Annotated in this window: 24 protein-coding genes; 9 read left to right on the forward strand and 15 right to left on the reverse strand. The window is 64.6% G+C overall.

The annotated features are described in order from the left end of the window. Window positions 1-220: 220 nt before the first annotated feature. The 5 genes from BMY84_RS09600 to BMY84_RS09620 are packed head-to-tail and all read right to left on the reverse strand — an operon-like array spanning window position 221 to window position 5365. A complete protein-coding gene (locus tag BMY84_RS09600; RefSeq protein ID WP_093083716.1) occupies window positions 221-1531 on the reverse strand; it encodes a M20/M25/M40 family metallo-hydrolase in 1311 nt (436 codons plus the stop codon). Then, window positions 1531-2076: a glutathione peroxidase gene (locus BMY84_RS09605; protein WP_093083431.1), complete on the reverse strand. Its 546-nt coding sequence runs from the start codon at window positions 2074-2076 to the stop codon at window positions 1531-1533. The genes BMY84_RS09600 and BMY84_RS09605 overlap by 1 nt, the downstream gene beginning before the upstream one ends. 40 nt (window positions 2077-2116) lie before the next feature. Further along, the gene (locus BMY84_RS09610; protein ID WP_093083433.1) at window positions 2117-2824 is read right to left on the reverse strand and encodes a VIT1/CCC1 transporter family protein; all 708 of its coding nucleotides are present in this window, start codon (window positions 2822-2824) and stop codon (window positions 2117-2119) included. Continuing rightward, a complete protein-coding gene (locus BMY84_RS09615; RefSeq protein WP_177203970.1) occupies window positions 2821-3579 on the reverse strand; it encodes a class I SAM-dependent methyltransferase in 759 nt (252 codons plus the stop codon). The genes BMY84_RS09610 and BMY84_RS09615 overlap by 4 nt, the downstream gene beginning before the upstream one ends. A 4-nt stretch (window positions 3580-3583) precedes the next feature. Continuing rightward, a complete protein-coding gene (locus BMY84_RS09620; protein ID WP_093083436.1) occupies window positions 3584-5365 on the reverse strand; it encodes an ABC-F family ATP-binding cassette domain-containing protein in 1782 nt (593 codons plus the stop codon). A 138-nt stretch (window positions 5366-5503) separates the two neighbouring features. On the opposite strand from BMY84_RS09620, the gene BMY84_RS09625 reads away from it, so the two are divergent. The 7 genes from BMY84_RS09625 (at window position 5504) to BMY84_RS09655 (ending at window position 11951) form a co-directional block, all read left to right on the forward strand. Then, a complete protein-coding gene (locus BMY84_RS09625) occupies window positions 5504-6235 on the forward strand; it encodes an SIMPL domain-containing protein (RefSeq protein WP_093083438.1) in 732 nt (243 codons plus the stop codon). A 139-nt stretch (window positions 6236-6374) separates the two neighbouring features. Next, complete coding sequence (locus tag BMY84_RS09630) at window positions 6375-6725, forward strand: hypothetical protein (protein WP_093083440.1); 351 nt, start codon at window positions 6375-6377, stop codon at window positions 6723-6725. A 46-nt stretch (window positions 6726-6771) separates the two neighbouring features. Further along, on the forward strand, window positions 6772-7437 hold the full coding sequence (locus tag BMY84_RS09635; RefSeq protein ID WP_093083441.1) for a response regulator transcription factor: 666 nt from the start codon (window positions 6772-6774) through the stop codon (window positions 7435-7437). A 182-nt stretch (window positions 7438-7619) separates the two neighbouring features. After that, window positions 7620-8927, forward strand: coding sequence for a sensor histidine kinase (locus BMY84_RS09640; RefSeq protein WP_093083443.1), 1308 nt, complete (start codon window positions 7620-7622; stop codon window positions 8925-8927). Between the two features lie 342 nt (window positions 8928-9269). Further along, window positions 9270-9623, forward strand: a complete 354-nt coding sequence (locus BMY84_RS09645) for a YbaN family protein (RefSeq protein ID WP_093083445.1) — start codon at window positions 9270-9272, stop codon at window positions 9621-9623. A 31-nt stretch (window positions 9624-9654) separates the two neighbouring features. After that, window positions 9655-10785 carry an alpha-hydroxy acid oxidase gene (locus tag BMY84_RS09650; RefSeq protein WP_093083446.1) on the forward strand — a complete coding sequence of 377 codons (1131 nt, stop codon included), beginning with the start codon at window positions 9655-9657 and terminating at the stop codon, window positions 10783-10785. 116 nt (window positions 10786-10901) lie between these two features. Beyond that, window positions 10902-11951 (forward strand): NADP(H)-dependent aldo-keto reductase, encoded by a 1050-nt coding sequence (locus tag BMY84_RS09655; protein ID WP_093083718.1) that lies wholly within the window; start codon window positions 10902-10904, stop codon window positions 11949-11951. Between the two features lie 20 nt (window positions 11952-11971). Here the strand turns inward: BMY84_RS09655 and BMY84_RS09660 are convergent, their stop codons facing one another. After that, the gene (locus tag BMY84_RS09660; protein WP_093083448.1) at window positions 11972-13603 is read right to left on the reverse strand and encodes a Na+/H+ antiporter; all 1632 of its coding nucleotides are present in this window, start codon (window positions 13601-13603) and stop codon (window positions 11972-11974) included. A 155-nt stretch (window positions 13604-13758) separates the two neighbouring features. Here BMY84_RS09660 and BMY84_RS09665 point away from each other — a divergent pair, with 155 nt between their 5' ends. Further along, window positions 13759-15306, forward strand: coding sequence for a right-handed parallel beta-helix repeat-containing protein (locus BMY84_RS09665; protein ID WP_093083449.1), 1548 nt, complete (start codon window positions 13759-13761; stop codon window positions 15304-15306). Here the strand turns inward: BMY84_RS09665 and BMY84_RS09670 are convergent. Genes BMY84_RS09670 through hutI form a run of 5 tightly spaced genes read right to left on the reverse strand, consistent with a single transcriptional unit; the run spans window position 15284 to window position 21015 of the window. After that, window positions 15284-15832 carry a HutD/Ves family protein gene (locus tag BMY84_RS09670; RefSeq protein ID WP_093083451.1) on the reverse strand — a complete coding sequence of 183 codons (549 nt, stop codon included), beginning with the start codon at window positions 15830-15832 and terminating at the stop codon, window positions 15284-15286. The genes BMY84_RS09665 and BMY84_RS09670 overlap by 23 nt on opposite strands. Continuing rightward, window positions 15832-17487, reverse strand: coding sequence for a urocanate hydratase (gene hutU, locus BMY84_RS09675; protein WP_093083452.1), 1656 nt, complete (start codon window positions 17485-17487; stop codon window positions 15832-15834). Before hutU ends, BMY84_RS09670 begins: the two co-directional genes overlap by 1 nt. Continuing rightward, complete coding sequence (gene hutG, locus BMY84_RS09680; RefSeq protein WP_093083454.1) at window positions 17484-18305, reverse strand: N-formylglutamate deformylase; 822 nt, start codon at window positions 18303-18305, stop codon at window positions 17484-17486. Before hutG ends, hutU begins: the two co-directional genes overlap by 4 nt. Continuing rightward, entirely contained in the window at window positions 18302-19822 is a 1521-nt protein-coding gene (gene hutH, locus BMY84_RS09685; protein WP_093083455.1) for a histidine ammonia-lyase, read from the reverse strand. The genes hutG and hutH overlap by 4 nt, the downstream gene beginning before the upstream one ends. Beyond that, window positions 19819-21015, reverse strand: a complete 1197-nt coding sequence (gene hutI, locus BMY84_RS09690; RefSeq protein ID WP_093083457.1) for an imidazolonepropionase — start codon at window positions 21013-21015, stop codon at window positions 19819-19821. Before hutI ends, hutH begins: the two co-directional genes overlap by 4 nt. 68 nt (window positions 21016-21083) lie before the next feature. On the opposite strand from hutI, the gene BMY84_RS09695 reads away from it, so the two are divergent. Then, window positions 21084-22430, forward strand: coding sequence for a formimidoylglutamate deiminase (locus BMY84_RS09695; protein WP_093083458.1), 1347 nt, complete (start codon window positions 21084-21086; stop codon window positions 22428-22430). Between the two features lie 3 nt (window positions 22431-22433). Here the strand turns inward: BMY84_RS09695 and BMY84_RS09700 are convergent, their stop codons facing one another. The 4 genes from BMY84_RS09700 to BMY84_RS09715 form a co-directional block, all read right to left on the reverse strand. Next, window positions 22434-23213 carry a UTRA domain-containing protein gene (locus BMY84_RS09700; protein WP_256215192.1) on the reverse strand — a complete coding sequence of 260 codons (780 nt, stop codon included), beginning with the start codon at window positions 23211-23213 and terminating at the stop codon, window positions 22434-22436. A 70-nt stretch (window positions 23214-23283) separates the two neighbouring features. Next, window positions 23284-24282 carry a 4-hydroxyproline epimerase gene (locus BMY84_RS09705; RefSeq protein ID WP_093083461.1) on the reverse strand — a complete coding sequence of 333 codons (999 nt, stop codon included), beginning with the start codon at window positions 24280-24282 and terminating at the stop codon, window positions 23284-23286. Between the two features lie 12 nt (window positions 24283-24294). Beyond that, on the reverse strand, window positions 24295-25209 hold the full coding sequence (locus tag BMY84_RS09710) for a dihydrodipicolinate synthase family protein (RefSeq protein ID WP_093083462.1): 915 nt from the start codon (window positions 25207-25209) through the stop codon (window positions 24295-24297). An 87-nt stretch (window positions 25210-25296) separates the two neighbouring features. Beyond that, on the reverse strand, window positions 25297-25695 hold the full coding sequence (locus BMY84_RS09715) for a hypothetical protein (RefSeq protein ID WP_093083464.1): 399 nt from the start codon (window positions 25693-25695) through the stop codon (window positions 25297-25299). Between the last annotated feature and the right edge of the window lie 28 nt (window positions 25696-25723).

Here is a 25723-nt window from a genome sequence, read left to right on the forward strand (position 1 = left end):
CCGCCATGCGAAAACTCATCGTCACCGCCAATGCCGTCCTGCAATCCAAATCCCAGTGGCAACAGATAACTTGACACATCAACACGGTTGCTGAGTAGCCATTGAGCGAAGTCGAAATGGCGTATCGAAGGATATCGCGCTGCGTTTGATGCTTCGATACGGGTCTTCGACTTCGCTCAGCCCCTACTCAGCACGAACGGGGTTTGACGGGATTGCCCCCTTACTTCCGCCCCTTCTCCGCCGACAGCCGGGTCATCAGCATGGCAGCCCGCTTGGCCTGACGCTTCATGGTGGACAGGTCCGCCTTTTCCGCCGGGCTGTGATCGCCGCTGGAGGCAAGGCCAAGGCCCACCAGCCCGTCCGTATCCGCCGCGACGAAGGCGATATCCCCCGCCCCGCGCTTCAGCGGATCGAGCGCGGGCATTTCGGGCAGGCCCAGATCACGGTTGATACCGTTCAGCTTCACCAGCAGCGCCTTGTTCCCCTCGGTCGGCGCCATCGACGGATAGCCCAGGTCAAAGGCGATGCTGGCCGATGTGCCATTCAGATGGCCGCTGTCGACGATCGCCTGCATCTTGGCCTGCACCCGCTTCGTCTGCTCTTCGCTCAGCGTGCGGAAGTCGCCCTTCGCCACCGCGATCGGCGGGATGATATTGGTCTTGCCCGTCACCGCGATGCGCACGCCATCCTTGTCGACATCGGCGCTCTGGCCGCCACCGATCAGGCCGACATTGAAGGTCAGATTGGGTTCGGGCAATTCCTTGCGAAACGCCACGATGATGCGGGCCAGTTCATAAATGGCGCCATCGCCTGCCTTTTCGGAGAAGATGCCGGAGCTATGGCCCGACTTGCCCGTGGTCGTCAGCGTCCAGCTATTGGAGGAACGCCGGGCGATCGATCCCATATCCTGGCCATTTTCCTGGCTCAACCCCTCGAAATCGAGCGCCACATCGGCCCGCTTGCCCGCCGCGACCAGATCGGCCCGCGAGATGGAGACGGGATCGCCCGCATCCTCCTCGTCCCCGGTCAGCACGACTTCGATATTGGCGTTCTTCAGCGTGCCGGCCGCCTGCATGGCCTTGAGCGCCAGGATCATCGTCGCCACGCCGCCCTTGTCGTCCGACACGCCGGGGCCGGAAGCGAAATCGCCATCCCGCTTGAACGTCTGGAAGGGGGAGTCCGGTTCGAACACCGTATCCAGATGCCCGATCAGCAGCATCTTCGTGCTGCCGGCCTTGCCCTTGTGCACCGCGACCAGATGGCCCGCGCGCTTGGCGGCATCCATCGGCACCCAGCTAACGGAGAAGCCCAGCGCCTCATATTCCGGGCGCAGCATGTCGGCGACCGCCTTCACCCCCGCCAGATTCATCGATCCGCTATTCTGGTTGACGATCTTTTCCAGCAAGGCGACGGCGGGCTCATAGCCCGCCTCAACCGTAGCACTGATCTTGTGCTCGGCCGGGCTGAGCGCCGCATGGGCAACCGACGATCCGCCCAGCAAAAGGGCGGCGGCAATCAAGCGCCCCACTATCACTTGGACAATTCCGCTTCGATCGCGGCAACCAGCGCGGCGTCATCGGGCGCGGTGGTCGGCGCAAAGCGCGCGGCCACGCTGCCATCCTTTGCGATGACGAACTTTTCGAAATTCCACAGGACTTCGGGCACCGGATTGGGCGTCATACCAAAGCCTTTCAGCTTTTCGCGAAAGGCATCGCCCTCTCCCTGCGCTTCGGGCACAGCGCTGGTCAGCGCGGCATAGAGCGGGTGCTTCTCCGGTCCGGTAACGACGATCTTTTCGAACATCGGGAAGTCGACACCGAAATTGGTGGTGCAGAAGGTCGCGATCTCGTCATTGTCGCCCGGCTCCTGGCCCGCAAAATCATTGGCGGGGAAGCCGGCGACGACCAGCCCCTTGTCCTTATAATCGGCGTAGAGCTTTTCCAGCCCCTCATATTGCGGCGTCAGCCCGCATTTGGAGGCGACATTGACCGCCAGCACCACCTTGCCCGCATAATCGCCCAGGCTGGCGTCGGCACCCTTGATCGTCTTGAGCGGAATCTGCTGGATATCGGTCATTTTGCGTCTCCCTTGAATGACTTGCGCGCGAAATCTGCCTTCATATCACCGCGCCGAAAAGATGCCCCGCGCCCGCCGTCACAGTCATCGCCAGCACGCCCCAGAACAGGGTGCGGACGATCGATCGCAACGGCTTCGCCCCGCCCAGCCTGGCCCCGACATGGCCAAGCAACGCCAGACAAAGGAGGCAGGCGCCGACGATCGCGACTATGGCATGGCCGGACGGCGCGATCGCAGCGGCCAGCACCGGCGGCGCGGCGCCCACGGCGAAGCTGGCGGCCGATGCCATCGCCGCCTGCACCGGTCGCGCGGTCGCCAGATCGGAAATACCCAGTTCGTCGCGCGCATGCGCGCCCAGCGCATCGGCCGCCATCAACTGTTCCGCCACCTGCCCCGCCAAATCGGGTGCCAGGCCGCGATCGACATAGATATCGCGCAATTCCACCCATTCGGCATGCGGCTGGCTGCGCAGCGCCTTCGCCTCCTTGGCAAGGTCCGCGCGTTCGGTATCGGATTGCGCACTGACGGAGACATATTCGCCCGCCGCCATTGACATGGCGCCCGCCACCAGAGCCGCCACGCCGGACAACAGGATCGACTGCCCGGAAGCGCCCGACGCGGCGATGCCGGTCATCAGGCTGGCGGTCGACACGATCCCGTCATTGGCCCCCAGCACCGCGGCGCGCAACCAGCCGACCCGGTTGACATAATGGACCGCATGATGGGGAATTTTCGCGCTGTCGGTCATCCGTCCTGTTCCTGCATCCCGTTCCGACGAGCGGCAATATGCATGGTCAGGAAACGTCCATGCCGCTCCATATCCACTATCGCCTGCCCGAAACCGCGTTGCTGCATCATCGCAAAGATCGCCGACACCGGATATTCGTTCATCTGCATCATCGGTTCACCCGACGGCTTGCCGCGCAGCCAGTGGACCAACTTCTGGAAGCCCGGAATGCGGGTCCGCGCTTTGTAGAAAGCCGCCCGCCAGGGCGTATCCCCCCGGCGCAGCGCGACATGGATACTGGCAATGCCGCCGATCGCCACCCGATCCAGCAGCAGCCCGATCAGCGGCAGGCCACGGGCGACCGGAATATGCTGAAACACGATATAGCTGTGCACGAAGTCATAGCGGCCGTCTGCCGCACTAAGCGCATCGTCGGACAAGGCAAAATGCGCATTGCCCGCATCCTGCCGCTGTTTCAGCCGCTCCGCCTCCGCCAGCATCGCCGGAGCGACATCCAGCCCGACCACCTCATCGAACAGCATCGCCATCGGCAGGGCGATCCGCCCCACCCCACAGCCGAAATCGAGCACCCGGTGGCGGGCAATCACGCCCAGTTGCCGCTCCAGCATCGCCAGACGCTGCACGATATAGGCCTCGCCCGTATAGAGAAAGGCGTCGATATCGACCCGATCGCGGCGGAATTCCGGCGCGGCGGCCACGCTATAATAGGGGTCGGTTTCCGCCCATTTGCGCCAGTCGCGATCGGTGTCCGCCATGATTTTACCCGGCCAGCCCTTCCGCCTTCTCCGCCAGTTCCAGCCAGCGTTCCTCGGCCGCATCCTTCTCCGCCCGCGCTTTTTCGATAGCCCCGGTCAGCGCCGCGAACTTCTTGGGATCCTTGGTATAGAGCGCAGGATCAGCCAAGGCCTCCTCATCCCGCGCGATCGCCGTTTCCAGTTCCTCGATCCGCTTGGGCAACAGGTCCAGATCGCGCTGATCCTTATATGTCAGCTTGGCGGAAACCGGCTTGGGCGGCGGGGGCAGCGCGGCCTCTTTCTTCTCGATCTTCGCGGCCTTGCGCGGATCGCGCTTGGCGATCCAGTCGGCATAGCCGCCCACGATCACATCAACGACCCCGGTGCCATCCAGCCCCAAAGTCACCGTCACCGTGCGATCCAGGAAATCGCGATCATGGCTGACGATCAGCACCGTACCGTCATAATCGGCGATCACTTCCTGCAACAGGTCGAGCGTTTCGAGGTCGAGATCGTTGGTCGGTTCGTCCAGCACCAGCAGGTTGGATTCCCGCGCAAATTCGCGCGCGAACAAGAGCCGCGACCGCTCGCCGCCGGACAGCGTCGCCACCTTCGCCTCTGCAAGGCTCGGGTCGAACAGAAACTCCTTCAGATAGCCATGGATATGCTTGCGCACACCGCGCACGTCGATCCAGTCCCCCCCTTCGGCCAGAACATCGCGGACCGACTTGTCGCCCTGCATCAGGCTGCGCTGCTGGTCGATGAAGATCATGTCCAGCGTCTTGGCCAGCGTCACGCTGCCAATGTCCGGCTCCAGCGCGCCGGTCAGCAGCTTGAGCAGCGTCGACTTGCCCGCGCCATTGCCGCCGACGATGCCGATCCGATCGCCGCGCTGCACTCGCAGCGACAGGTCGTCGATGATCGTGCGATCCCCGAATTTTTTCGTGACATGTTCCGCCTTGATGACGCTCTTGGTCTTGCTGTCGTCGCTGGCGACCGCGATCTTGGCGGTGCCCTGCGGCCCCTGCATCGCGGCCCGCTGTTCGCGCATTTCCCACAGTTTGGACAGGCGTCCCTGATTACGCTTGCGCCGGGCGGTGACGCCACGCTCCAGCCAGTGCGCCTCGATCTTCAGCTTCGCGTCCAGCTTCTCCGCCGCCCGCGCCTCTTCGGCATAGACGGCTTCCATCCACTGCTCGAAGCCACCGAAACCAATCTCATTCCGCCGCATCTGGCCCCGGTCGAGCCACAATGTCTGGCGCGTCAGCCGCGTCAGGAAGGCGCGGTCATGGCTGATAACGATGAAGGCGCCACTATAACGCGCCATCCAATTCTCGATCCAGTCGATCGCGGCGATATCCAGATGGTTGGTCGGTTCGTCCAGCAACAGCAGGTCCGGCTCGCTCGCCAGCGCGCGGGCGATCGCGGCACGGCGGCGCTCACCGCCACTCGCCGTCTTGGCTTCCCGGCTCAGGTCGATGCCCAACTGATCGGCGATCGCCTCCACCTCATGCGCAGGCGGCGCAAACTCACCGGCCAGCGCAAAATCATGCAGCGTCTTGAACGGCGTGACGTCCGGGTCCTGCTCCAGCGTGATGACCCGCGCGCCCGGCTGCACCGACCGCACGCCCTCGTCCGCCTCAATCTGTCCGCCCAGCAATTTCAGCAAGGTCGTCTTGCCCACGCCATTGCGCCCGATCAGCGCCAGCCGATCCTTCGCCCCGACGGCGATATTGAGGCCACGGAAAAGCCAGTGCGAACCCTGCGAGAGGCCAAGATTTTCGAACGAGAGAATAGGAGCTGCCATGAAGGTGCAGCTAGGCGCTGTCATCCTTCAGAGCAAGAGCGGAACCCGAAAGCTGTCGGACGGCTTTCAACGCTGCACAGCGTCCGTTCATCGCACCCCGGCCAAAATGGGTGCAGGACATATAGAGGAGAAACGTCCATGAAATCCGCTCTCGCCCTGATGGCGCTCGGCGCCGCCACGCTTCCCGTGGCCGCTATCGCGCAGACCAGCGTCACCATCGCAGAGACGGCGCCGATCGTGACGCTGAACGTCACGGAAAGCGTCGAAGCCGCGCCCGATATCGCCACCGTCGGCACCGGCGTCCAGACCCGCGCCATGACCGCGCAGGCCGCCATGCAGGATAATGCCGCCAAGACCGAAAAGCTGATCGCCGCCCTTGCCAAGGCCGGGATCGCCAAGAAGGATATCCAGACCAGCGGCATCAACCTGTCCGCCCAATATGATTACAGCAATCAGGACGGGAAGGCCGATGGCCCGCGCTTCATCGGCTATGAAGCCTCCAACCAGCTGACGGTGAAGCTGCGCGACATCAAGAAGGTCGGCGCCTCGCTCGACGCCTTCGTCGCGGCAGGGGCGACCAATATCAACGGGCCGACCTTCTCGATCGACGACCCGTCGCCGCTGATCGTCCAGGCGCGCGGCACCGCGATCAAGAGCGCGAAGGCGCAGGCCGATTTCTATGCGCAGGCGGCGGGCTATCGCTCGGCCCGGCTGGTGGCGATCAGCGAAAGCAACAGCGGTGGCCAGCCGCCCATGCCGATGGCGATGACCGCTCGTTTCAAGGCGGATGCCGCCCCCGTCACCCCGGTCGAACCCGGCCAGGTCAGCGCATCGGTCACGCTGACGGTCCAGTACGCGCTGGAAAAATAAGCCTGCCCCTTCCTCCGTCATCCCAGCGGAAGCTGGGATCTCTCTTCTTTCTGCGTCGAGACAAAGTAGAAGTGAGATCCCAGCATTCGCTGGGATGACGGATTGATTAGCTAATTTCCCCTCATTCACCACCTGTTCAATGCCATTCGCCTATGCCATGCCCATGATGATGAAGAGGAAGAGCCTGACTCGCTTTCTGACACCGGCGATCACGGCCGCACTTGCCATGGCCCTGATGGCGCCCGCCGCCGACGCCGGCAATCGCCGTGACGAACAGGATGCCGCGCGCCGGGCGATGCTGGACGGACAGGTCATGCCCTTTGCCATGATCAAGCGCCGGGTCGACGCGGCCGTGAACGGCGCCACCTATGTCGGCAGCGAATTCAACCCCTCCGCCAACCGATACCGCCTGAAATATGTGAAGGACGGCAAGGTGATGTGGGTTGATGCCGACGGCCGGACAGGCGATATCATCGGCATGGCGCGCTGAACCGGCGCGCCTTTCAACAGATTTATAACAAAACGGAACCCGCCCCATGCGTCTGCTGATCGTCGAGGATGAACCGAATCTGGGCCAGCAGCTCAGGAACACGCTGGAGGGCGCGGGCTATGCCGTGGACCTCGCCACCGATGGCGAGGACGGGCATTTCCTGGGCTCCACCGAAAGCTATGACGCGGTCGTGCTGGATCTTGGCCTGCCCACGATCGACGGCCTGACCGTGCTGGACCGCTGGCGCAAGGAAGGGAAGAGCTTCCCCGTGCTGGTCCTTACCGCGCGCGATAGCTGGTCGGACAAGGTGGCCGGGCTGGACGCGGGCGCCGACGATTATCTGGCCAAGCCCTTCCAGAGCGAGGAACTGATCGCCCGCCTGCGCGCGCTCATCCGTCGTGCGTCGGGCAATGCATCGAGCGAACTGATCGCCGGCGACGTGCGGCTCGACACCCGTTCGGGCAAGGTGACGCTGAAGGGCGACCCGGTAAAGTTGACCGCGCAGGAATATAAGCTGCTCTCCTACCTGCTCCATCACAAGGGCAAGGTGGTCAGCCGCACCGAATTGATCGAACATATTTACGATCAGGATTTCGACCGCGATTCCAACACGATCGAAGTATTCGTGACGCGCATCCGCAAGAAATTGGGTGCCGACGTCATCACCACCATCCGCGGCCTGGGGTACAGCCTGGACGAGCCGGGGCGGTAAAAATCACCGTTCGTGCTGAGTAGGGTCTGAGCGAAGTCGAAGGCCCGTATCGAAGCATCTCGCACGAACCCTTCGATACGCCACTTCGACTTCGCTCAGTGGCTACTCAGGGCGAACGGCCTTTAGTGACAGACCCCGCATCCCCTCCCCCCGTCCGCTCCACCGGCTCGATAAGCCGGCGGATGATCGGCATTGCCGCGCTGTGGATCAGCGTACTGCTGATCGGCGGGGGCGTGGCGCTGGACCGGGTGCTGTCGGATGCGATCACGCGCAATTTCGACGACGGCATGAATTATGTGCTGACCGCGATGATCGCCGCGTCGGAAATCGGGCCGGACGGCGAAGTGCTGTTCAACCGCGAACTGGCCGACCAGCGCTTTCTGGAACCCAATAGCGGCCTTTATTACCAGATCAGCGCCAAGGGGCATGAGGACTGGCGCTCCCGTTCGCTATGGGACCGGGCATTGAAGGCCCCGGCCGAACATCATGACCGGCAGCTTCACGTCTATAACAGCAAGCAGTTTCCGGGCGAGGATCTGCGCATCATGGAGCGCACGGTGCTGCTGCCCGGCTCCAACACGCGCTGGCTGTTCATGGTGGCGCAGGCGCGCGAAGGGCTGGACGCGCAGATCAAGACGCTGCGGACGACCCTGTTCAACAGCTTCGCGCTGCTGGCGCTTGGCCTGTTCGTCCTCGCCACGATCCAGACCATTTACGGGCTGCGACCGCTGCGCAAGGTGCGGCTGGAGATCATCAAGATGCGCGGCGGCGAAAAGAGCCGCGTGACCGAAGCGATGCCCGCCGAAGTCCTGCCCATGGTCGAGGAGCTGAACGCCCTGCTCGCCCATAATGAGCGGCAGGCGGAGGAAGCGCGCACCCATGCCGGCAACCTCGCCCATGCGCTCAAGACGCCGCTGACCGTGATCATGAATGCCGCCACCGCGCAGGCCCCGGACCTGGGCGATGCGGTGATCCGCGAGGCGACGACGATGCGGCGGCAGGTCGACCATCACCTCGCCCGCGCCCGCGCCGTCGGCCGCCGCGGCGCGGCACAGAGCCGCGCGGAAGTCTGGGCCAGCCTCACCGCCGTCGAGCGCGCCGTCCAGCGCCTCTATCCCGAAGCCCGCGTCGACATGGATGGCGACAAGGACGCCGCCGTCCGCGTCGAAAGACAGGATCTGGATGAAATGCTCGGCAACCTGATCGAAAACGCGGCCAAATATGGCGGCGGCAGCGTCTTTGCGACGGTAGTGGCGCGCACGGGTGGCATGGTCGAGATACAGGTGGAGGATGACGGCATGGGCATCCCCGAAGCGGACCGCGTCCGCATCTTCGACCGTGGCGTGCGCCTCGATTCGGGCAAGCCCGGCACCGGTCTCGGCCTCGCCATCGTGCGCGACGTGGCGGAAATCTACGGCGGGTCGGTCATGCTGGAAGAAAGCGAAGATCTGGGCGGCCTGCTGGTGCGGTTGCGGCTGCCTGCCGCTTAGGGGTTCCGGTCATCTTTAGCCCCTCCCCTTCAGGGGAGGGGCTAAGAAAAGCAGACCGTCCGCCATCGACCCAAATCAGCCCTCGACCTGTCCTATTTAACTATCTCCGGCTACTCTCCGCTTCATGTTTGTCCGCCCGCCACCTCCCGTAACAATATTTCCAACTTCTGTTCCAAAATATCAAAACTTGCGGGAAACATGCGAAGTTAAGCGCGACATTTCCAACATGCGTCCCACCCATCCCGACCTCCGCATCTCGCACATCCACCTTGCCATCCCACCGCGCAGCTGCGAAGCAATAGCATAGGCGGTCGCATCTTGCCCTGCCCGAACAGGAGCAGCATGCGGCGGCATCTTTATCTTATCGCGGGTTTCGCTTCGATCGCGCTGGGGACGATCGGCGCCTTCCTGCCGCTGTTGCCGACCGTGCCGTTCATGATCCTGGCCGCCTTCTGCTTCGCCCGGTCCAGCCCCCGCCTGGAAGCCAAGCTGCTGGATCACAAGCATTTCGGTCCGCATATCCGCAACTGGCGAGAGCGCGGCGCGATCAGTCGCAAGGGCAAGAAGGCGGCTTTATGCGCCTTCGCCTTCAGCGCGATACTGGCCCTGCTCTTTTCCCCCTGGCCCTGGTTCCTCGTCCCCTTCGCCGCGGCGGCGATCGGCGGAAGCTGGATCTGGACCCGGCCGGAGGGTTGAAGGCGATGCTGCCCAAGGCGATAGTCCCGAAATGATCGATTCCGACCCCCTGCCCCCGCTGACCGCCATCCCGGCCGATATCCGCGCCCTGGCAGACTATGAGCGACATGCCGAGGGTCATATCGCCACGGCGACATGGGCGCATATCCAGTCGGGCGCAGGCGCCGAACAGTCGCTGGCCGACAACCGGACGCAGTTTGATCGCGTCTTCCTGATGCCCCGCGCCCTGCGCGATCTGTCCGAAGGCAGCACCCGCACGACCTTGTTCGGCCATGTCCATGCTGCCCCGATCCTGCTCGCGCCGATCGCCTATCACCGGCTGGTGCATGTGGAGGGCGAACTGGCCACCATGGGCGCAGCGACGGCGCTCGATACCAGCATGATCGTCAGCACCCTGTCGAGCATAAAGCTGGAACAGATTGCCGAGGCCGCCTTTGCCGCAACGCAGGCGCTGGGTCGGGCCGAAACGCCGCCGCTCTGGTTCCAGCTCTATTTTCAGCCCAACCGTGACCACACATTGGAACTGGTCAGGCGGGCCGAAGCGGCAGGCTATCAGATCCTCGTCGTCACCATCGATGCGGCGATCAAGCGATCGGAGTTCACCCTGCCCGATGGCGTCGACGCGGCGAACCTACGCGCCATGCCAACGGTGCGCCATGCCAGCAGCGCGACCGGCGGCCATATCGTCTTCGGCACGCCGCTGGCGCAGGCGGCCCCGACATGGGCCGATATCGACTGGCTGCGCAGCCAGACCAGCCTGCCGATCGTGATCAAGGGCATCCTTTCTCCGGATGATGCCGCCATGGCGCTGGATCGCGGCGCAGATGGGCTGATCGTCTCCAACCATGGCGGGCGCGTGATGGATGGCCTGATCCCGCCGATGGAGGCCCTGCCCGCCATCGCTGCCCGGATCAACGGCCGATGCCCGATCCTGCTGGACAGCGGCGTTCGCACCGGCACCGATGCCCTCAAGGCCATCGCGCTGGGGGCCAGCGCCGTGCTGGTCGGCCGCCCGCAACTCCATGCGCTGGCCGTGGCGGGCGTGGCCGGTGTCGCCCATATGATCCATATGCTGCGCGCCGAACTGGAACTGGCCATGGCGCAAGTCGGCGCCGCTTCGATCGCCGATATCGACGCTTCATTCCTTGTGCGGCGCGGCTGACCACATCGATATTTCCTCAATAGGCCATGAGAAACGCCTGACCCGCCGATCCTCCCCTTTCCGCCGCGCAACCAGACGCTATGGATGGCCCCCATTGCGGCAAAGAGGATATGTATATGGACTATCGCCCACTGGGACGGACCGGGATCGACGTCAGCCTGATCTGCCTCGGCACGATGACATGGGGATCGCAAAATAGCGAGGTGGAAGCCCATGCCCAGCTCGACTATGCGTTTGATGAAGGTGTGAACTTCCTCGACACGGCAGAAGCCTATCCGGTCACGCCGGTTAGCAAGGACACACAATATCTGACCGAAACCTATATCGGCAACTGGATCGCCGGTCGGGGCGGGCGTGACCGCATGATCGTCGCCACCAAGGTCGCCGGTCCTTCCCGCGACCCGGTGCGCAAGTTCCGCGATGGCAATAACCGCCTCGATCGCCGCAATATCGAACAGGCCGTCGAAGACAGTCTGCGCCGACTGAAAACCGACTATATCGACCTGTATCAGGTGCACTGGCCTGACCGGCCAGTGCCGTCCTTTGGCGGTCGGGGCCTGTCGCGCCTGAACGATAATGACCAGACCGTGCCGATCGAAGAAACGCTAGGCGCGCTGGGCGATCTGGTGACGACGGGCAAGATCCGGCATTTCGGCGTATCGAACGAAACCCCGTGGGGCGTGTCGGAATATCTGCGCCTGTCACGCGAACAGGGTTTGCCGCGCGTCGCGTCGATCCAGAATGCCTATAGCCTGCTCAACCGCACCTTCGAATATGGCCTGTCCGAATTCGCCCTGCGCGAGGATGTCAGCCTGCTCGCCTACTCGCCGCTGGCGGGCGGTAATCTGACCGGCAAATATCTGGGCGGGCAGATTCCGGCCGGGTCGCGCCGCGACGTCGCGCGTCAGTTCGTGCGCTACGACCTGCCCGGCCAGCCGGCGGCGTCGGCCCGTTATGTCGCCATCGCCCATGCCCATGGTCTGGATCCGGCGCAATTGGCGCTGGCCTATGTCAACAGCCGACCGTTCGTGACATCGACCATCATCGGCGCGACATCGCAGGCGCAGCTCAAGGCCGATATCGACAGCGTCCGCGTCACCCTGAATGACGAAGCGCTGGCCGCGATAGAGGCCGTGCATCGCGACATGCCCGACCCCTGCCCTTAAGTGCAGAACATCTGGACCTGTCAGCCACGATGCCGCGCTTCCGACAGGTCCAGTTCCCGCGTCAGTTTCTTGGCGGTCTGGCTGCCGATGGTCCGGGCGCGAACCAACTGGTTGAGCGCCGCCCGCTCGGCCTTGATGCCGACCAGACGAAATTGGCTGAGCAACCGGTCCTGCGCCCGCGCACGGTCGGTCTGCTCCTCATCCAGCCCTTCGATCCGTTCGCGATAGAGATCCATCACCCGTCCGCCCGCCTGGGCGTAAAGGTCCGCATCGCCATGGCCCTCGGCCAGACCATGCTGATGCCGCTCGATCGCCGTGATCGCGGCCTGCGCCGTGGCGATCCGCGCCTTGTCCTCCTCCGCCTGTTTCGACGGTTCGGGCGGCATGGTCAGGCCCTTCAGCAGGATCGGCAGGGCGATGCTGGCCACGATCAGCGAGACGATGATTACGCCCGCCGCCAGAAAGATCGCCAGATCGCGCGCCGGAAACGGCGTGCCGTCATTCAGCACCAGCGGCAGGGTCAGCACGCCCGCCAGCGTGATGGCGCCCCGCACACCGGCAAAGGACATGGCGGCAATCAGGCGCCAGTCGGGGCTATGGGGCAAAACCTCGCCCTTGCGCTTGCGCAGGATGGTGAGTTTCAGCGATCCCCACACCCACAGGAAACGTAGCGCCGCAAGGCCAGCAACGATCGCCAGGATATAGACGGCCAGCCACCAGGGCGCGCTATGCCCGGTCATGGCGACGGTCTGCTTCGCGCCGGACAGGATCGCAGGCAATTGCTCCCCCAGCAGCACGAAGATGATGCCGTTCAGCGTGAACTGCACCATGTCCCACACCGAATTGCGGCGCATCCGCGTTTCGGCCAGCGCCTGCCGGGAAATTTCCGCGAAGGTCATCGTCACACCGGCGCTGACCGCCGCCAAAATGCCCGACGCATGGACATGTTCGGCCACCATATAGGAGCCGAAGGGGATCAGCAGGCTGACCAGAATCTGCGACCCAGTATCCTCGCCCCAGCGCTTGGTGACGGCCGCCTTGGCCCGCGTCACCGCCAGTGTGACCACAACGCCGATGATCAGCCCGCCGCCGGCCACCCAAAGGAAGTTGAGCACCGCCGGTCCTGGGGCGAAATGGCCGGTCAGCGCCGCGGCGACGGCAAAGCGCAGGCAAACCAGACCCGACGCATCGTTGAGCAGCGATTCCCCTTCCAATATATGCATCATTCGCTTGGGGATGGGCACGCGGGCGGCGATGGCGGACACCGCGATCGGGTCGGTCGGAGACACCACGGCGGCCAGTGCGAAGGCGACCGCCAGCGGCATCGCCGGGATCATCCAGTGGATGAACAAGCCCATGCCTACCACCGTTATCAGCACCAGCCCCAGTGCCAGTTCGACCACGGTCGACACGTCCTTGAGCAATTCATCCTTGGGGATGCGCCACCCATCCAGAAACAGCAGCGGCGGCAGGAAGAGGAAGAGAAACAGTTCGGGATCGAGCGTCACGCGATGCGTCGTCGAAAGGCCGATCACTGCGCCCAGCACGATCTGGACCAGCGGCGTGGGCAGGGCGATGGGCACCATGCGCGATACGGCGCCACTGACGACAACCGCCAGCAACAGGAAAAGCACGATCGAAACTGTCTCCAAAACTTCTGCTCCATGTGGGATGAAGGCGCCATGTTGAAAAAGACCGGACGATAAGGCAAGCCTTTCAAGGACTTTTTTACCGTCTTTCACTCATCCGGCATTCAGGCATACCCCGCCAAATTGCCTGTGCCGTCGTTTTTCCGGAGACAGAATCTTTGCTGAAGTCCTTTGCAACAGCATCCCTTCTCGCCACCGTGCCGCTGATCGCCGCTTTTTCTCCCGTTCATGCCGAAACCTATTATGTCGATTCTGCAAAAGGCGACGATCGCTTCGCCGGAACCAGTGCGGAGCGGCCATGGCGATCGCTCGCCCAGGTCGGCAATTTTGCGCTGAAGCCGGGCGACCGGGTGATGCTGGCGGCCGGGTCGGTCTGGAAGGAGCCGTTGACCCTGACGCGATCCGGCGCGGCCTATGCCCCGATCACTATCGCGGCGGCCGGTGGCGGCCCGCGCCCGCGCATTGATGCAGGCGGCGTGTCCTCCCATGGGGTGGGCGTGATAAATGCCGAATATGTCACGGTCAGCGGACTGGAAGTGACGAACGACGCGCCCACCCCCGCCCCTACCCAGCGTTTCGGCGTGCTGGTGTCGGCGCAGGACCGGGGCGTGACGCGCGGTATCCGCATCACCGACATGTATGTGCATGATGTGCGCGGCACCAATGATCGCAAGGATAATGGCGGCATCGTCTTCCGTGCCATCGGTCAGAAACGCGCCACCCGTTTTCAGGATCTGGCGATCGAACGCAACATCGTCTGGCGGGTCGACCGGTCAGGCATTGCCGGGATCAGTGACCGTGTCACGTCCGCCAACTGGTTTCCGAGCGAGAATGTCGTCATCCGCGACAATTATGTCGAGGATATCGGCGGCGACGGCATCGTCCCGCGCGGGACGGACGGCACGCTGATCGAACATAATATCGTGCGTTATGCCGGCGGCCGCGCGCCCGGCTACAGCGCGGGCATCTGGCAATGGAGCACCGACAACAGCCTGATCCAGCTCAACGAAGCCGCTTACACCCGCACCCGCTATGACGGGCAGGGCTTCGATTCCGATTTCAATTCGCGGCGCACCACCTTTCTCTATAACTACAGCCACGACAATGCCGGCGGTTTCCTGCTCGTCTGCTCACCTAAGCAGAGCGACACCGACAATCTGGGCAATCGCGGCACCGTCGCCCGCTTCAATGTCAGCCGCAACGACGGCACCCGCATCTTCCAGATCGCGGGCAATGTGTCCGACGTGCTGATCGAGAAAAATATCGTCCATGTCGGCAAGGCGCTGGACGTGCAGATGGTGATCGCCACCAATTGGGACGGCTGGGCGCGCGATGTCCGGGTCCAGAATAATAGCTTCAAGGTCGCAGGCACGGCCCGCTATGGCCGGGAAAGCGGACGCAGTGGTCCCGATTACCTGATCCAGCCCGGTTTCGCTCCGGCCCAATATTTCCGCTTTGCCGGGAACAGCTATCTCGGCCGCCACATCGACCTGCCCGAAGACGGTGTCGGACAGCCCGTCCTCCCCTATCAGGAACAGCCCGCCGACTGGCAGGTGCCGACCTTCGATCCGGCCAAGCCCGATGGCTTTTCGGACTATCTGATCCACCATCGCAGCTGGATGCTGTCCATGTTGCAGCGGGAACTGGCGGCACCGGTCGACATCAAACAGGCCAGGCCCATGTCTATCTTCGAAGTCCGGCGCTGATCCGCCGCCGCTCTGAAAGGTTGCGCGGCCGGAACCCGATATGCGCTACCGCTAATCCCTTCGCCGCTGTGACCATGTCACCCGCTTCCATGCCCGATCCTGCTGGCCCATCCGCCAGCAGGACATGGCAGTCCGCGTCGGCCGCGCTTTCATCGCCACAACGCAGCCAGTGCGTCCAGCGCGCGCGCCGCGTCATCACATTGAGTAGCCGGACGGGCGCCTGACCCGCCGGAACAAGCACCGCCTGCTCCCCGGAAAAGACCAACGGCACGGTAGGCTGTAAAAACAGGCGGTGCCCGTCAACGTCCAGTACCAGTCCATCGCCCTCGAACAGCAGCAGCGACCGGTCGACGCCCGGCAACAGCGTGAACGGACCGGGCGCCTTTATGGTCGCAATGCTGATCCGCCGGTCGAAACCGTCCTGCCCGTCCGCATCGCTCCACAGCAGCCGGGTCGTCCCGCCACCGTTCAGCCATGGCACCGACGGACAGTCCCGCAGCCTGACGATCGGCGGTACTTCGGACATTACAGGATCGCCGGCAGATCCAGCCCTTGCGCCCGCGCGCAATCCTGCGCGATGGCATAGCCCGCATCGGCATGGCGCATCACGCCGGTCGCCGGATCGTTCCAAAGCACCCGCTCCAGCCGCCGCGCCGCCGCGTCCGTGCCATCGGCGACGATCACCATGCCGCTATGCTGCGAATAGCCCATGCCGACCCCGCCGCCATGATGCAGCGATACCCAGGTCGCGCCCGACGCGGTGTTGAGCAGCGCGTTGAGCAAGGGCCAGTCGCTCACCGCATCCGACCCGTCGCGCATCGCCTCCGTCTCGCGATTGGGCGAGGCGACCGATCCGCTGTCCAGATGATCGCGGCCGATCACCACCGGGGCCTTCAATTCGCCCTTCGCCACCATCTCGTTGAAGGCCAGCCCCAGCCGGTGCCGGTCGCCCAGCCCCACCCAGCAGATACGCGCCGGCAACCCCTGAAACTGGATGCGCTCGCGCGCCATGTCCAGCCAGCGGTGCAGATGCGTGTTATCCGGCAGCAATTCCTTCACCTTGGCGTCGGTGCGATAAATATCCTCCGGGTCGCCCGACAGCGCTGCCCAGCGAAACGGTCCCACGCCCCGGCAGAAGAGCGGCCGGATATAGGCGGGGACGAAACCGGGGAAGTCGAAGGCGTTCTCCACCCCCTCATCCTTCGCCACCTGCCGGATATTATTGCCATAATCGGTGGTCGGCACGCCATCCGCCTGAAAGGCCAGCATCGCGCGGACATGTTGCGCCATGCTCGCCTTGGCCGCCGCCGCGACCGATGCCGGATCGCTTTCCCGCGCGGAAAACCACTGGTCCAGCGTCCAGCCGGCGGGCAGATAGCCATTGACCGGATCATGCGCCGATGTCTGGTCGGTCAGCAAATCGGGCCGCACGCCGCGCGCATGGATCAACGGCAACAGTTCGGCGGCATTGCCCAGCAGGCCGACGGACAGAGGCGTCTTCGCGTTCGTCACCAGATCCAGCGCCTCGTCCAGATTGTCGGTCGCCCGGTCCAGATAGCCGGTGCGCAACCGCATCTCGATCCGGCTGGGCTGGCATTCGATCGCAAGGCAGGACGCGCCCGCCATCACCGCGGCCAGCGGCTGCGCGCCGCCCATGCCGCCCAGCCCGGCGGTCAGCAGCCAGCGGCCCGACAGGTCGCCCCCATAATGCTGGCGCCCCATTTCGACGAATGTCTCATAGGTGCCCTGCACGATCCCCTGCGTGCCGATATAGATCCAGCTTCCCGCCGTCATCTGGCCGTACATGGCCAGCCCCTTGCGATCCAGTTCGGCAAAATGCTCCCAATTGGCCCATTTGGGCACCAGATTGCTGTTGGCAATCAGCACGCGGGGCGCATCTGCATGGGTGCGGAACACGCCCACCGGCTTGCCCGACTGGATCAGCAATGTCTGGTCATCCTCCAGCCGCTTCAGCGTCTCGACGATCCGGTCATAGCTTTCCCAATCGCGCGCCGCCCGGCCAATGCCGCCATAGACGACCAGTTCCTCCGGCTTTTCCGCCACATCGGGATGCAGATTGTTCATCAGCATCCGCAACGGCGCTTCGGTCAGCCAGCTTTTGGCGCTCAGTTCCGTGCCCGTGGCGGGCTTGATGATACGGCTATTGTCGATCCGGCTCATGTCTGTCCTTTCGCGAAAGCAAGCGCTGCGGCAAGAATATGGGTCAGATCGCCGCGCAGCGCTGCGGCACGATCGGGGTCATAGGCGGGCGGCCAGTCGGCCTCCGTCACATCGCCATCGGGTTCATCCAGATAGGCGCGCAGCGCTATTTCCATCTGGATCGCATGCACGCCGCCCTGCGGCCGTCCATAATGGCGCGTCGTCCAGCCACCGCGAAAACGGCCATCCAGCACATGGGACCGGCCAGACTGCGCCGCCGCCACCACGATCGCTTCGCGCAATTCGGGCGCGCAGGTCGCGCCGCCATTGGTGCCGATGTTCAGTTCCGGCAACAGCCCGTCGAACAGGCGCGGAATGCGGCTGCGGATCGCATGACAATCATAGATAACCACCCGATTATGGAGTTTACGCAGCCGCTCAATCTCGCTCTGGAGCGCATCATGATAGGGCGTGAACCAGCGCTCACGCCGATCCGCGATCGCCGCAGCATCGGGCACAGCATCGGGCCGATAGAGCGGCGCCCCGTCGAAATCCGTGGTCGGGCACAGCTCCGTCGTCGCCTGCCCCGGATAGAGCGACGCGCCCGACGGATCGCGATTGACGTCGATCAGGCTGCGCGACACCCCGGTCGCCACGATCGTCGCTTCCGCCAGCCCGTCATAGAGCCGGTCGATATGCCAGTCCGCATCGCGCCGCGCCTGCCAGTCCGACAGAAACCCGTCCGACTGCGGCATGGGCAGCAATGTGCCGACATGCGGCATCGCCAGAATCAGCGGACTGTCCCGCCGCTCGACCCGCAGCCAGTCGGTCGCGGTCATGCGACCACGCCCGGCAGGTCATCGACCGTAGCCGCCACCGCGCCATTTGCGATCAAATCCGTCGCCGCGACCAGATCGGGCGCCATATGGCGATCGTCCTCCAGGAACGGCACGACCCCGCGCAGCATCGTGCGCAATTGCTCCAGCGCCGCGCTAGACGCCAAAGGCGCATGGAAATCGCACCCCTGCGCCGCCATCAGCAATTCGATCCCCAGCACCGCGTCGACATTGGCGGCCATCGCCGTCAGCCGCCGCGCGCCATGCGCCGCCATCGACACATGATCTTCCTGATTGGCCGATGTCGGGATCGAATCCACGCTGGCGGGGTAAGCGCGCTGCTTATTCTCGCTCACCAGCGCCGCCGCCGTCACCTGCGGGATCATGAAACCCGAATTGAGGCCCGGATTGGGCGTCAGGAAAGCGGGCAGGCCAGACAATGTCGGATCGACCAGCATGGCGACACGCCGCTCCGCAATCGATCCGATCTCGCACAGCGCGATCGCGATCATGTCAGCCGCGAAAGCGACGGGTTCGGCATGGAAATTCCCGCCCGACAGCGCCTCGTCGCTTTCAGGGAAGATCAGCGGATTATCAGACACGCCATTGGCTTCGGTCAGCAGCGTCGTCCCGGCCTGCCGCAGCAGGTCCAGCACAGCGCCCATCACCTGCGGCTGGCAGCGCAGGCAATAGGGGTCCTGCACGCGCAGATCATCCTCGCGATGCGACGCGCGAATGGCCGATCCTTGCATCAGCATCCGCAGCGCGTCCGCCGTCTCCATCTGTCCGCGATGGCCGCGCAGCGCATGGATGCGCGGATCGAACGGCGCATCCGTCCCCTTGGCCGCCTCGGTCGACAGCACGCCGGTCAACAGCGCCGACCGATAGAGGCGCTCCGCCTCGATCAGGCCAGCAAGCGCAAAAGCCGTCGAAAATTGCGTGCCATTGAGCAGCGCCAGCCCTTCCTTGGGGCCAAGCTGCAACGCGGCCAGCCCTGCCTCTTCCAGCACCTGCGCGGCGGGCATCTCCACGCCATCGCGCACGATCCGCCCCTCGCCGATCATCGCGGCGGTCATATGCGCCAGCGGCGCCAGATCGCCGCTCGCGCCGACCGATCCCTGCGCGGGCACGACAGGGGTCAGCCCCCGTTGCAACATCGCCTCCAGCATCTGCACCGTCTCCGGCGCGACGCCAGACGCGCCGCGCGCCAGGCTCACCAGCTTGAGCGCCATCATCAGCCGCGTGACCGGCACGGGCGTCGCCGGGCCGACACCGGCGGCATGGCTCAGCACGATATTGCGCTGAAGGGTCGCCAGATCCGCCGCCTCGATCCGCACGCTCGCCAGCTTGCCGAAGCCGGTATTGATGCCATAGACCGGCGCGCCCTTGGCCAATATCCGGCGCACGGCGGCCGCGCTCTCCGCCACGGCGGGCAGGCAGGCCGGGTCGAGCGTCACGCTCCCGCCGGCATAGACATGCTTCCACTGATCCAGCGTCACCGCGCCCGGCGTCAGCATCATCGTCCGTGTCTCACTCTCTTGTACAGGGGGTTGAATCCGATGCGACAGACCAGCTCGGCGGGATCTCCAATGTCCCAGATCGCCAGATCGCAGGCATGGCCCGCCGCCAGCTTGCCGACCTCGCCCGACAGGCCGATCGCCCGCGCGGCATGAACGGTCACGCCGCGCAGACATTCCTCCACCGTCAGGCCGAACAGGGTCGCGCCCATATTGGCGGCCAGCAGGATGGAGGTCAGCGGCGACGTGCCGGGGTTGCAATCGGTCGCGATCGCGATCGGCACACCCGCCTCGCGCAGCCACTCGACCGGCGGCCGATGGGTTTCGCGCATGAAATAGTAAGCGCCCGGCAGCAAGGTCGCGACCGTGCCCGCCTGTGCCATGGCGGCGATATCGGCGCGCGTCGCATGTTCCAGATGGTCGGCGGACAGGGCGCCATGCCGCGCGGCCAGCGTGGCCCCAGACAGGTGGGACAATTGTTCGGCATGCAGCTTTACCGGCAGGCCATGGGCCAGCGCTGCCGCAAAGACGCGCTCTACCTGTTCCGGGGAAAAGCCGATCCCTTCGCAGAAAGCATCGACCGCATCCGCCAAACCCGCCTGCGCCGCCGCCGGGATCATCGCCCCGCACACCAGATCGATATAGGCGTCGGACAGCCCCACATATTCGGGCGGCACCGCATGTGCGCCCAACAGGGTCGTGCACACCGTCACCTCCGCCGCCGGACCGAGCGCGCGCGCCACGCGCAGCATCTTCATTTCGTCGTCCAGCGTCAGGCCATAGCCCGACTTGACTTCGATCGTCGTCACGCCTTCGGCCACCAGCGCCGCCACCCGACGCTGCGCAGAAGCGAGCAGTTCCACCTCGGACGCTGCGCGCGTCGCCTTCATCGTCGACACGATTCCTCCGCCCGCGCGCGCAATCTCCTCATAAGTCGCGCCATGCAACCGCATCGCGAACTCGTTCGCCCGGTCGCCGGCATGAACGATATGGGTGTGGCAATCGATCAGACCGGGCGAAATGAACCGCCCTTCGCAATCGACAGTCTCCGCCGATGAAAAGGCCGGCGCGTCCGCTTCCGGCCCCGCATAGACGATCCGCCCATCGCGCGCAGCGACCATGCCCAGAGGCACTAACCCCAGACCATCCGCCATTGTCATGAGCGTGGCGTTTCGCCAGATTCGGTCGCAGATCATCTTGCCCTCATTTTGTATATACAAAACAGCCCGAGCGATTATTGTCCAGCGGAAATTGGGAGTTTCGCATGACATCCATCTGGTTCGAACAGGCCCTGCTGCCCACCGGCTGGGCGCGCCATGTCCGCCTCACCGTGCAAGACGGCGTCATTGCGAGCGTCGAGCCGGACAGCGCAGCCCAACCGGACGACCAGCGCCATGCCATCGGCCTGCCGGGCCTCTCCAACGCCCACAGTCACGCCTTCCAACGCGCCATGGCAGGCCTTGCCGAATGCGCTGGCCCCACCACCGACAGTTTCTGGACCTGGCGCGAGACCATGTATGCGATGGTCGCCACGCTGACGCCCGACGATGTCCGCGCCATCGCCGCCATGGCCCAGATGGAGATGCTGGAAAGCGGCTTCACCCGCGTCGCCGAATTTCACTATCTCCATCATCAGCCGGATGGGGCCGCCTATGACGCCCCCGCCGCCATGGCCGTCGCGATAGCGCAGGCAGCAGAGGACAGCGGCATCGGCCTCACCCTGTTGCCCGTCTTCTACGCCCATTCCGGCTTTGGCGGCGCCGCGCCGTCCGACCGGCAACGCCGCTTCATCAATTCGGTCGACAGCTATGCCCGCCTGCTGACAGACAGCCGCGCCGCGATCGCCCCGCTTGACGGTGCGCGGATCGGCATCGCCCCCCATTCGCTGCGCGCTGTCACGCCAGATGCATTTCGCGCTATCCTCCCGCTCCAGCCCGACGGCCCCATCCATATCCACATCGCCGAACAGCAGGCCGAAGTAGACGCCTGCATCGCGTGGAGCGGTGCGCGGCCGGTCGCCTGGCTGCTCGACCATATGCCGGTCGATCAGCGCTGGTGCCTGGTCCACGCCACGCACATGGACGCGCAGGAAGTGGCCCGCGCCGCCCGGACCGGGGCCGTAGCGGGGCTCTGCCCGATCACCGAGGCCAATCTGGGCGACGGCCTCTTCGCCCTGCCCGACTGGCTGGCGGAGGACGGCGCAATCGCGATCGGATCGGACTCCAATGTCCGCATCGACGCCAGCGAGGAGCTGCGCCTGCTCGAATATGGCCAGCGCCTCGCGCGACAACAGCGCAATGTCGCCGCCCTGCCCGGCGGATCGACTGGCGGCCGCCTCTACCGCGCGGCACTCACCGGCGGCGCGCAAAGCGTCGGCACGCAAGCCGCGCTGGTCGCGGGCGCCCCGGCGGACATCGTCGCGCTCCGCCCCGACGAGAGCGGCGCAACCGGCGACGCCCTGCTCGACCGCTGGATCTTCGCGCGCGGCCGCGACGCGATCGACACCGTCTGGCGCCATGGTAGCCCCTGGGTACAGGGTGGCCGCCACATCGCCCGCGACGCCATCACCGCCCGTTTCGCCACGATCCTGCGCCGGATCAGCGATCGATAGCCTCTACCAGGCCGGCCGAAACGCACCCTCCAGTTCATGATCCTCGCCCGGATACCAGAACCGCCCCAGCGTCACCTGTGTCGCCTCGTTCCATGTGCGCCGTTCCACTACCAGACAGGCTTCACCGACCGGCACGTCCAGATGCGCCGCAATCCGTGCATCCGCCCCCCGCGCCGATATGCGATGGCGCACATCGGTCAGCGCGACATGCGCCAGCAGCCACTGGCCCGGGCTGACCTCGTCCAGCGGCTGTCGCTCCAGCCCCGCCGCCGCGCGCAGATTGACGAAGCGCTCCTCCAACTGGAACGGCCGGTCGTTGAACAGATGCAGGCACACTATGCGCAGGATCGGCACGTCGCCGCCCCCGGCGCGATAGGCCCCGCCCTCCTCGCCATGATAGGTTTCGCGCTCGATCAGGCGATAGCCATAGCGCCCGCCAGCCCGCCGCACCGCATCGGCCGGATCCCATATCTCGATCACCGGCCGCTCGCGCGCCCGTTCCGTCACCAGCGTTCCCAGCCGGGTGCGCCGCTGCACCAGCCCTTCGGTCGCCAGACTCTGGATCGCCTTGTGCACGGTCATCCGCGACGTCGCATAATGATGGGTCAGGACCAGTTCGGACGGCACCCGCGTGCCCGCCGGCCAGCTTCCGCTCAGGATCGCATTGGCCAGCGCGCGCCGGATCTGGAGCCACAACGGCCCCTTGCCATCCAGTTCGGGCGCAGCGACGACATCATCGACCGCCTTCGAACCAGGATCAACAGGGGCAGGCAGCGAAACCACATCAGGCCTTTCGTCTAATAGTCCGAAAGACATAGGAAGCCGCCCGGCCCCTGTCGTGCAAAATATGGCGTTACGTAACCTGGAACCCCGCCCAGAAGGGATCGGCGCGATCGATCCAGATGGTGTTGAAGCCGGTCGCCACCGCCGATCCTTCGATCGACGGGATGATCGCGGGCTGGTCGCCCAGCATCAGCTCTTCTTCCACCCGCCCGATGAAGCAGCTGCAAATATAGCTCTGATGCACGAAGCGCTCCCCGACCTTCAGCCGGCCCGAAGCCGCCAGATGCGCCAGCCGCGCCGACGTGCCGGTGCCGCACGGGCTGCGATCGATCGCCTTGTCGCCGTAGAAGACGGCATTGCGCCCATCGGCATCGTCGCCCTTGGGCTTGTCCGCCCACAGGACATGGCTCACCCCCCGGATCGTCGGGTCGAGCGGATGGACCGGCTCATATTTCGCCCGCACCGCCTCGCGGATGCGGCCACTCAGCTCGATGAGCTGCGCCGCGCCCAGATCGTCCAGACCGGTATAAGCACCCTGCGGCTCCACGATCGCATAATAGTTGCCGCCATAGGACACATCGATCGACAGCGGTCCGATGCCCTCGACATCGACCTCTATCCCCTTCGCCGCGACATAGGCCGGGACATTGGTGATGCGCACCGCCGTCACCTTCTGCCCCTGCGTCTTATAGGCGATGTCGATGATGCCCGCGGGTACTTCGACCTTCAGCCGCCCCGGCGTGGCAGGCTGGATCAGTCCATGTTCCAGCCCGAACGTCACCATGCCGATCGTGCCATGCCCGCACATTGGCAGGCAGCCGCTCGTCTCGATGAACAGGATGCCCACGTCATTCTGCGGATCGCAGGGCGGATAGAGGAAGCCGCCCGACATCATGTCATGCCCGCGCGGTTCGAAGCACAGGCCGGTGCGAATCCAGTCGAAACGGGTCAGGAAATCCTGCCGCCGTTCCGACATGGACGCGCCCTTGAGCAGCGGCGCCCCGCCCGCCACGAGGCGGACGGGGTTTCCGGCCGTATGGCCATCGATGCAAAAGAAAGTGTGACGCATCGCCGCCCTGTATCAGGCCGCAGCCGCGACCGACAGGTCCGGACGGGTCGCAGCGGCCTTTTCGACCATCGCGATCACCTCGGCGCGGCGCTCGCCCTGAAGCACGTAGCGGGGCGGCAGCACGCGCTCGGACCCACGACCCATCACCTGCTCGGCCAGCTTGATCGACTGGACCAGATCATGTTCGGCGTCGAGGTGCAGCAGCGGCATGAACCAGCGATAGATTTCCATCGCCTTGGCATGGTCGCCCCGTTCGAACGCGCGGACCAGTTCTACCGATTCCTTGGGGAAGGCGTTGGTCAGGCCAGACACCCAGCCCTGCGCGCCCAGATACAGGCCTTCCAGCGCCACGTCATCCAGACCGGCGAACAGCGTATAGCGATCGCCAAAGGCGTTGCGGAAATCGGTGAAGCGACGGGTATCGGGCGCCGATTCCTTGACCGCAACGATATTCTTGACGTCGATCAGGGCAGTCAGAACCTCCTGGTCGATCACCGTGCGATAGGCCGGCGGGTTGTTGTAGAGCATGATCGGCAGGCCGGTATTGTCAGCCACGCCCTTGAAATGGTTCACCAGTTCATGCGCCTTGGTCACATAGACCATCGGCGGCAACAGCATCAGGCCATCGGCGCCCGCCTTCTCGGCGGCCTGCGCATAGCGCACGGCACGGCGCGTATCGAACTCCGAAACGCCGGTGATCACCGGCACGCGGCCATCCACCACTTCGACGATCGCGGAGAGAACCGACACCTTCTCGTCATAGTCCAGCGAGTTGTTTTCGCCCACCGTACCCAGGGCAATGACGCCGGTCACGCCGTCCTTGACCAGATCGTCAACGACGCGCTGCGTATCGGCGAGGTCGATCGACAGGTCCTCACGCAGCTGCGTCGTCACTGCCGGGAACACGCCCTTCCAACCAATTGCCATATTCGTTCTTCCTGCCTTTTCTACTGATATAAATATCGTATACGATATTAGGTTAGAGGCTGCAACGGGTTTTTTGCAGTGCGGCAATCATTTGTTACCGCTCTCATCCGGCACGGCATCATCGACGTCGCCGGCAAAGGGCATCAGATGATCGATGACGCAGAGCGGGCCGGGAATCTGGCTGGGCGTGGCGAGCGCACGCACCTTGTCGCCCTCACAATAGCCCGCCCCCGTCGTCTCCACGATCGCGGTGGCAAAGCGGTTGAGGCCGGGACAGGCCCCACCCTTGAAGACCGCAATATAGGATTGCTTGCGGTCGGGCTGCCCCCGGAAATAAAGCCGCCCGTCATCGCGCACGACCGGCGCGGCCACCCGGCTTTGCAACACGCAGCGCTTCTCGGCCACCGGCTTGCGCGCCATCGTGGCGGAAGCGGACATCATCCCCGCCAGCAGCAGCAAGGCGGTCAGGGTTCGGCTTTGCATCATGACATGCTCCTTTCGCGTAAAAGGCCGA

The organism is Sphingobium sp. AP50 (assembly GCF_900109095.1).
Taxonomy (GTDB): Bacteria; Pseudomonadota; Alphaproteobacteria; order Sphingomonadales; family Sphingomonadaceae; genus Sphingobium.

What these genes read in the sequence shown, in the direction of transcription:
- BMY84_RS09640 (WP_093083443.1), top strand. Translation starts at nt 7,620, where the DNA reads ATGATCGGCATTGCCGCGCTGTGGATCAGCGTACTGCTGATCGGCGGG.
- BMY84_RS09635 (WP_093083441.1), top strand. Translation starts at nt 6,772, where the DNA reads ATGCGTCTGCTGATCGTCGAGGATGAACCGAATCTGGGCCAGCAGCTC.
- BMY84_RS09625 (WP_093083438.1), top strand. Translation starts at nt 5,504, where the DNA reads ATGAAATCCGCTCTCGCCCTGATGGCGCTCGGCGCCGCCACGCTTCCC.
- BMY84_RS09705 (WP_093083461.1), bottom strand. Translation starts at nt 24,282, where the DNA reads ATGCGTCACACTTTCTTTTGCATCGATGGCCATACGGCCGGAAACCCC.
- BMY84_RS09655 (WP_093083718.1), top strand. Translation starts at nt 10,902, where the DNA reads ATGGACTATCGCCCACTGGGACGGACCGGGATCGACGTCAGCCTGATC.
- BMY84_RS09650 (WP_093083446.1), top strand. Translation starts at nt 9,655, where the DNA reads ATGATCGATTCCGACCCCCTGCCCCCGCTGACCGCCATCCCGGCCGAT.
- BMY84_RS09670 (WP_093083451.1), bottom strand. Translation starts at nt 15,832, where the DNA reads ATGTCCGAAGTACCGCCGATCGTCAGGCTGCGGGACTGTCCGTCGGTG.
- hutU (WP_093083452.1), bottom strand. Translation starts at nt 17,487, where the DNA reads ATGAGCCGGATCGACAATAGCCGTATCATCAAGCCCGCCACGGGCACG.
- BMY84_RS09715 (WP_093083464.1), bottom strand. Translation starts at nt 25,695, where the DNA reads ATGATGCAAAGCCGAACCCTGACCGCCTTGCTGCTGCTGGCGGGGATG.
- BMY84_RS09610 (WP_093083433.1), bottom strand. Translation starts at nt 2,824, where the DNA reads ATGACCGACAGCGCGAAAATTCCCCATCATGCGGTCCATTATGTCAAC.
- BMY84_RS09605 (WP_093083431.1), bottom strand. Translation starts at nt 2,076, where the DNA reads ATGACCGATATCCAGCAGATTCCGCTCAAGACGATCAAGGGTGCCGAC.
- hutG (WP_093083454.1), bottom strand. Translation starts at nt 18,305, where the DNA reads ATGACCGCGACCGACTGGCTGCGGGTCGAGCGGCGGGACAGTCCGCTG.
- BMY84_RS09620 (WP_093083436.1), bottom strand. Translation starts at nt 5,365, where the DNA reads ATGGCAGCTCCTATTCTCTCGTTCGAAAATCTTGGCCTCTCGCAGGGT.
- hutH (WP_093083455.1), bottom strand. Translation starts at nt 19,822, where the DNA reads ATGATGCTGACGCCGGGCGCGGTGACGCTGGATCAGTGGAAGCATGTC.
- BMY84_RS09695 (WP_093083458.1), top strand. Translation starts at nt 21,084, where the DNA reads ATGACATCCATCTGGTTCGAACAGGCCCTGCTGCCCACCGGCTGGGCG.
- hutI (WP_093083457.1), bottom strand. Translation starts at nt 21,015, where the DNA reads ATGATCTGCGACCGAATCTGGCGAAACGCCACGCTCATGACAATGGCG.
- BMY84_RS09645 (WP_093083445.1), top strand. Translation starts at nt 9,270, where the DNA reads ATGCGGCGGCATCTTTATCTTATCGCGGGTTTCGCTTCGATCGCGCTG.
- BMY84_RS09630 (WP_093083440.1), top strand. Translation starts at nt 6,375, where the DNA reads ATGCCATTCGCCTATGCCATGCCCATGATGATGAAGAGGAAGAGCCTG.
- BMY84_RS09615 (WP_177203970.1), bottom strand. Translation starts at nt 3,579, where the DNA reads ATGGCGGACACCGATCGCGACTGGCGCAAATGGGCGGAAACCGACCCC.
- BMY84_RS09710 (WP_093083462.1), bottom strand. Translation starts at nt 25,209, where the DNA reads ATGGCAATTGGTTGGAAGGGCGTGTTCCCGGCAGTGACGACGCAGCTG.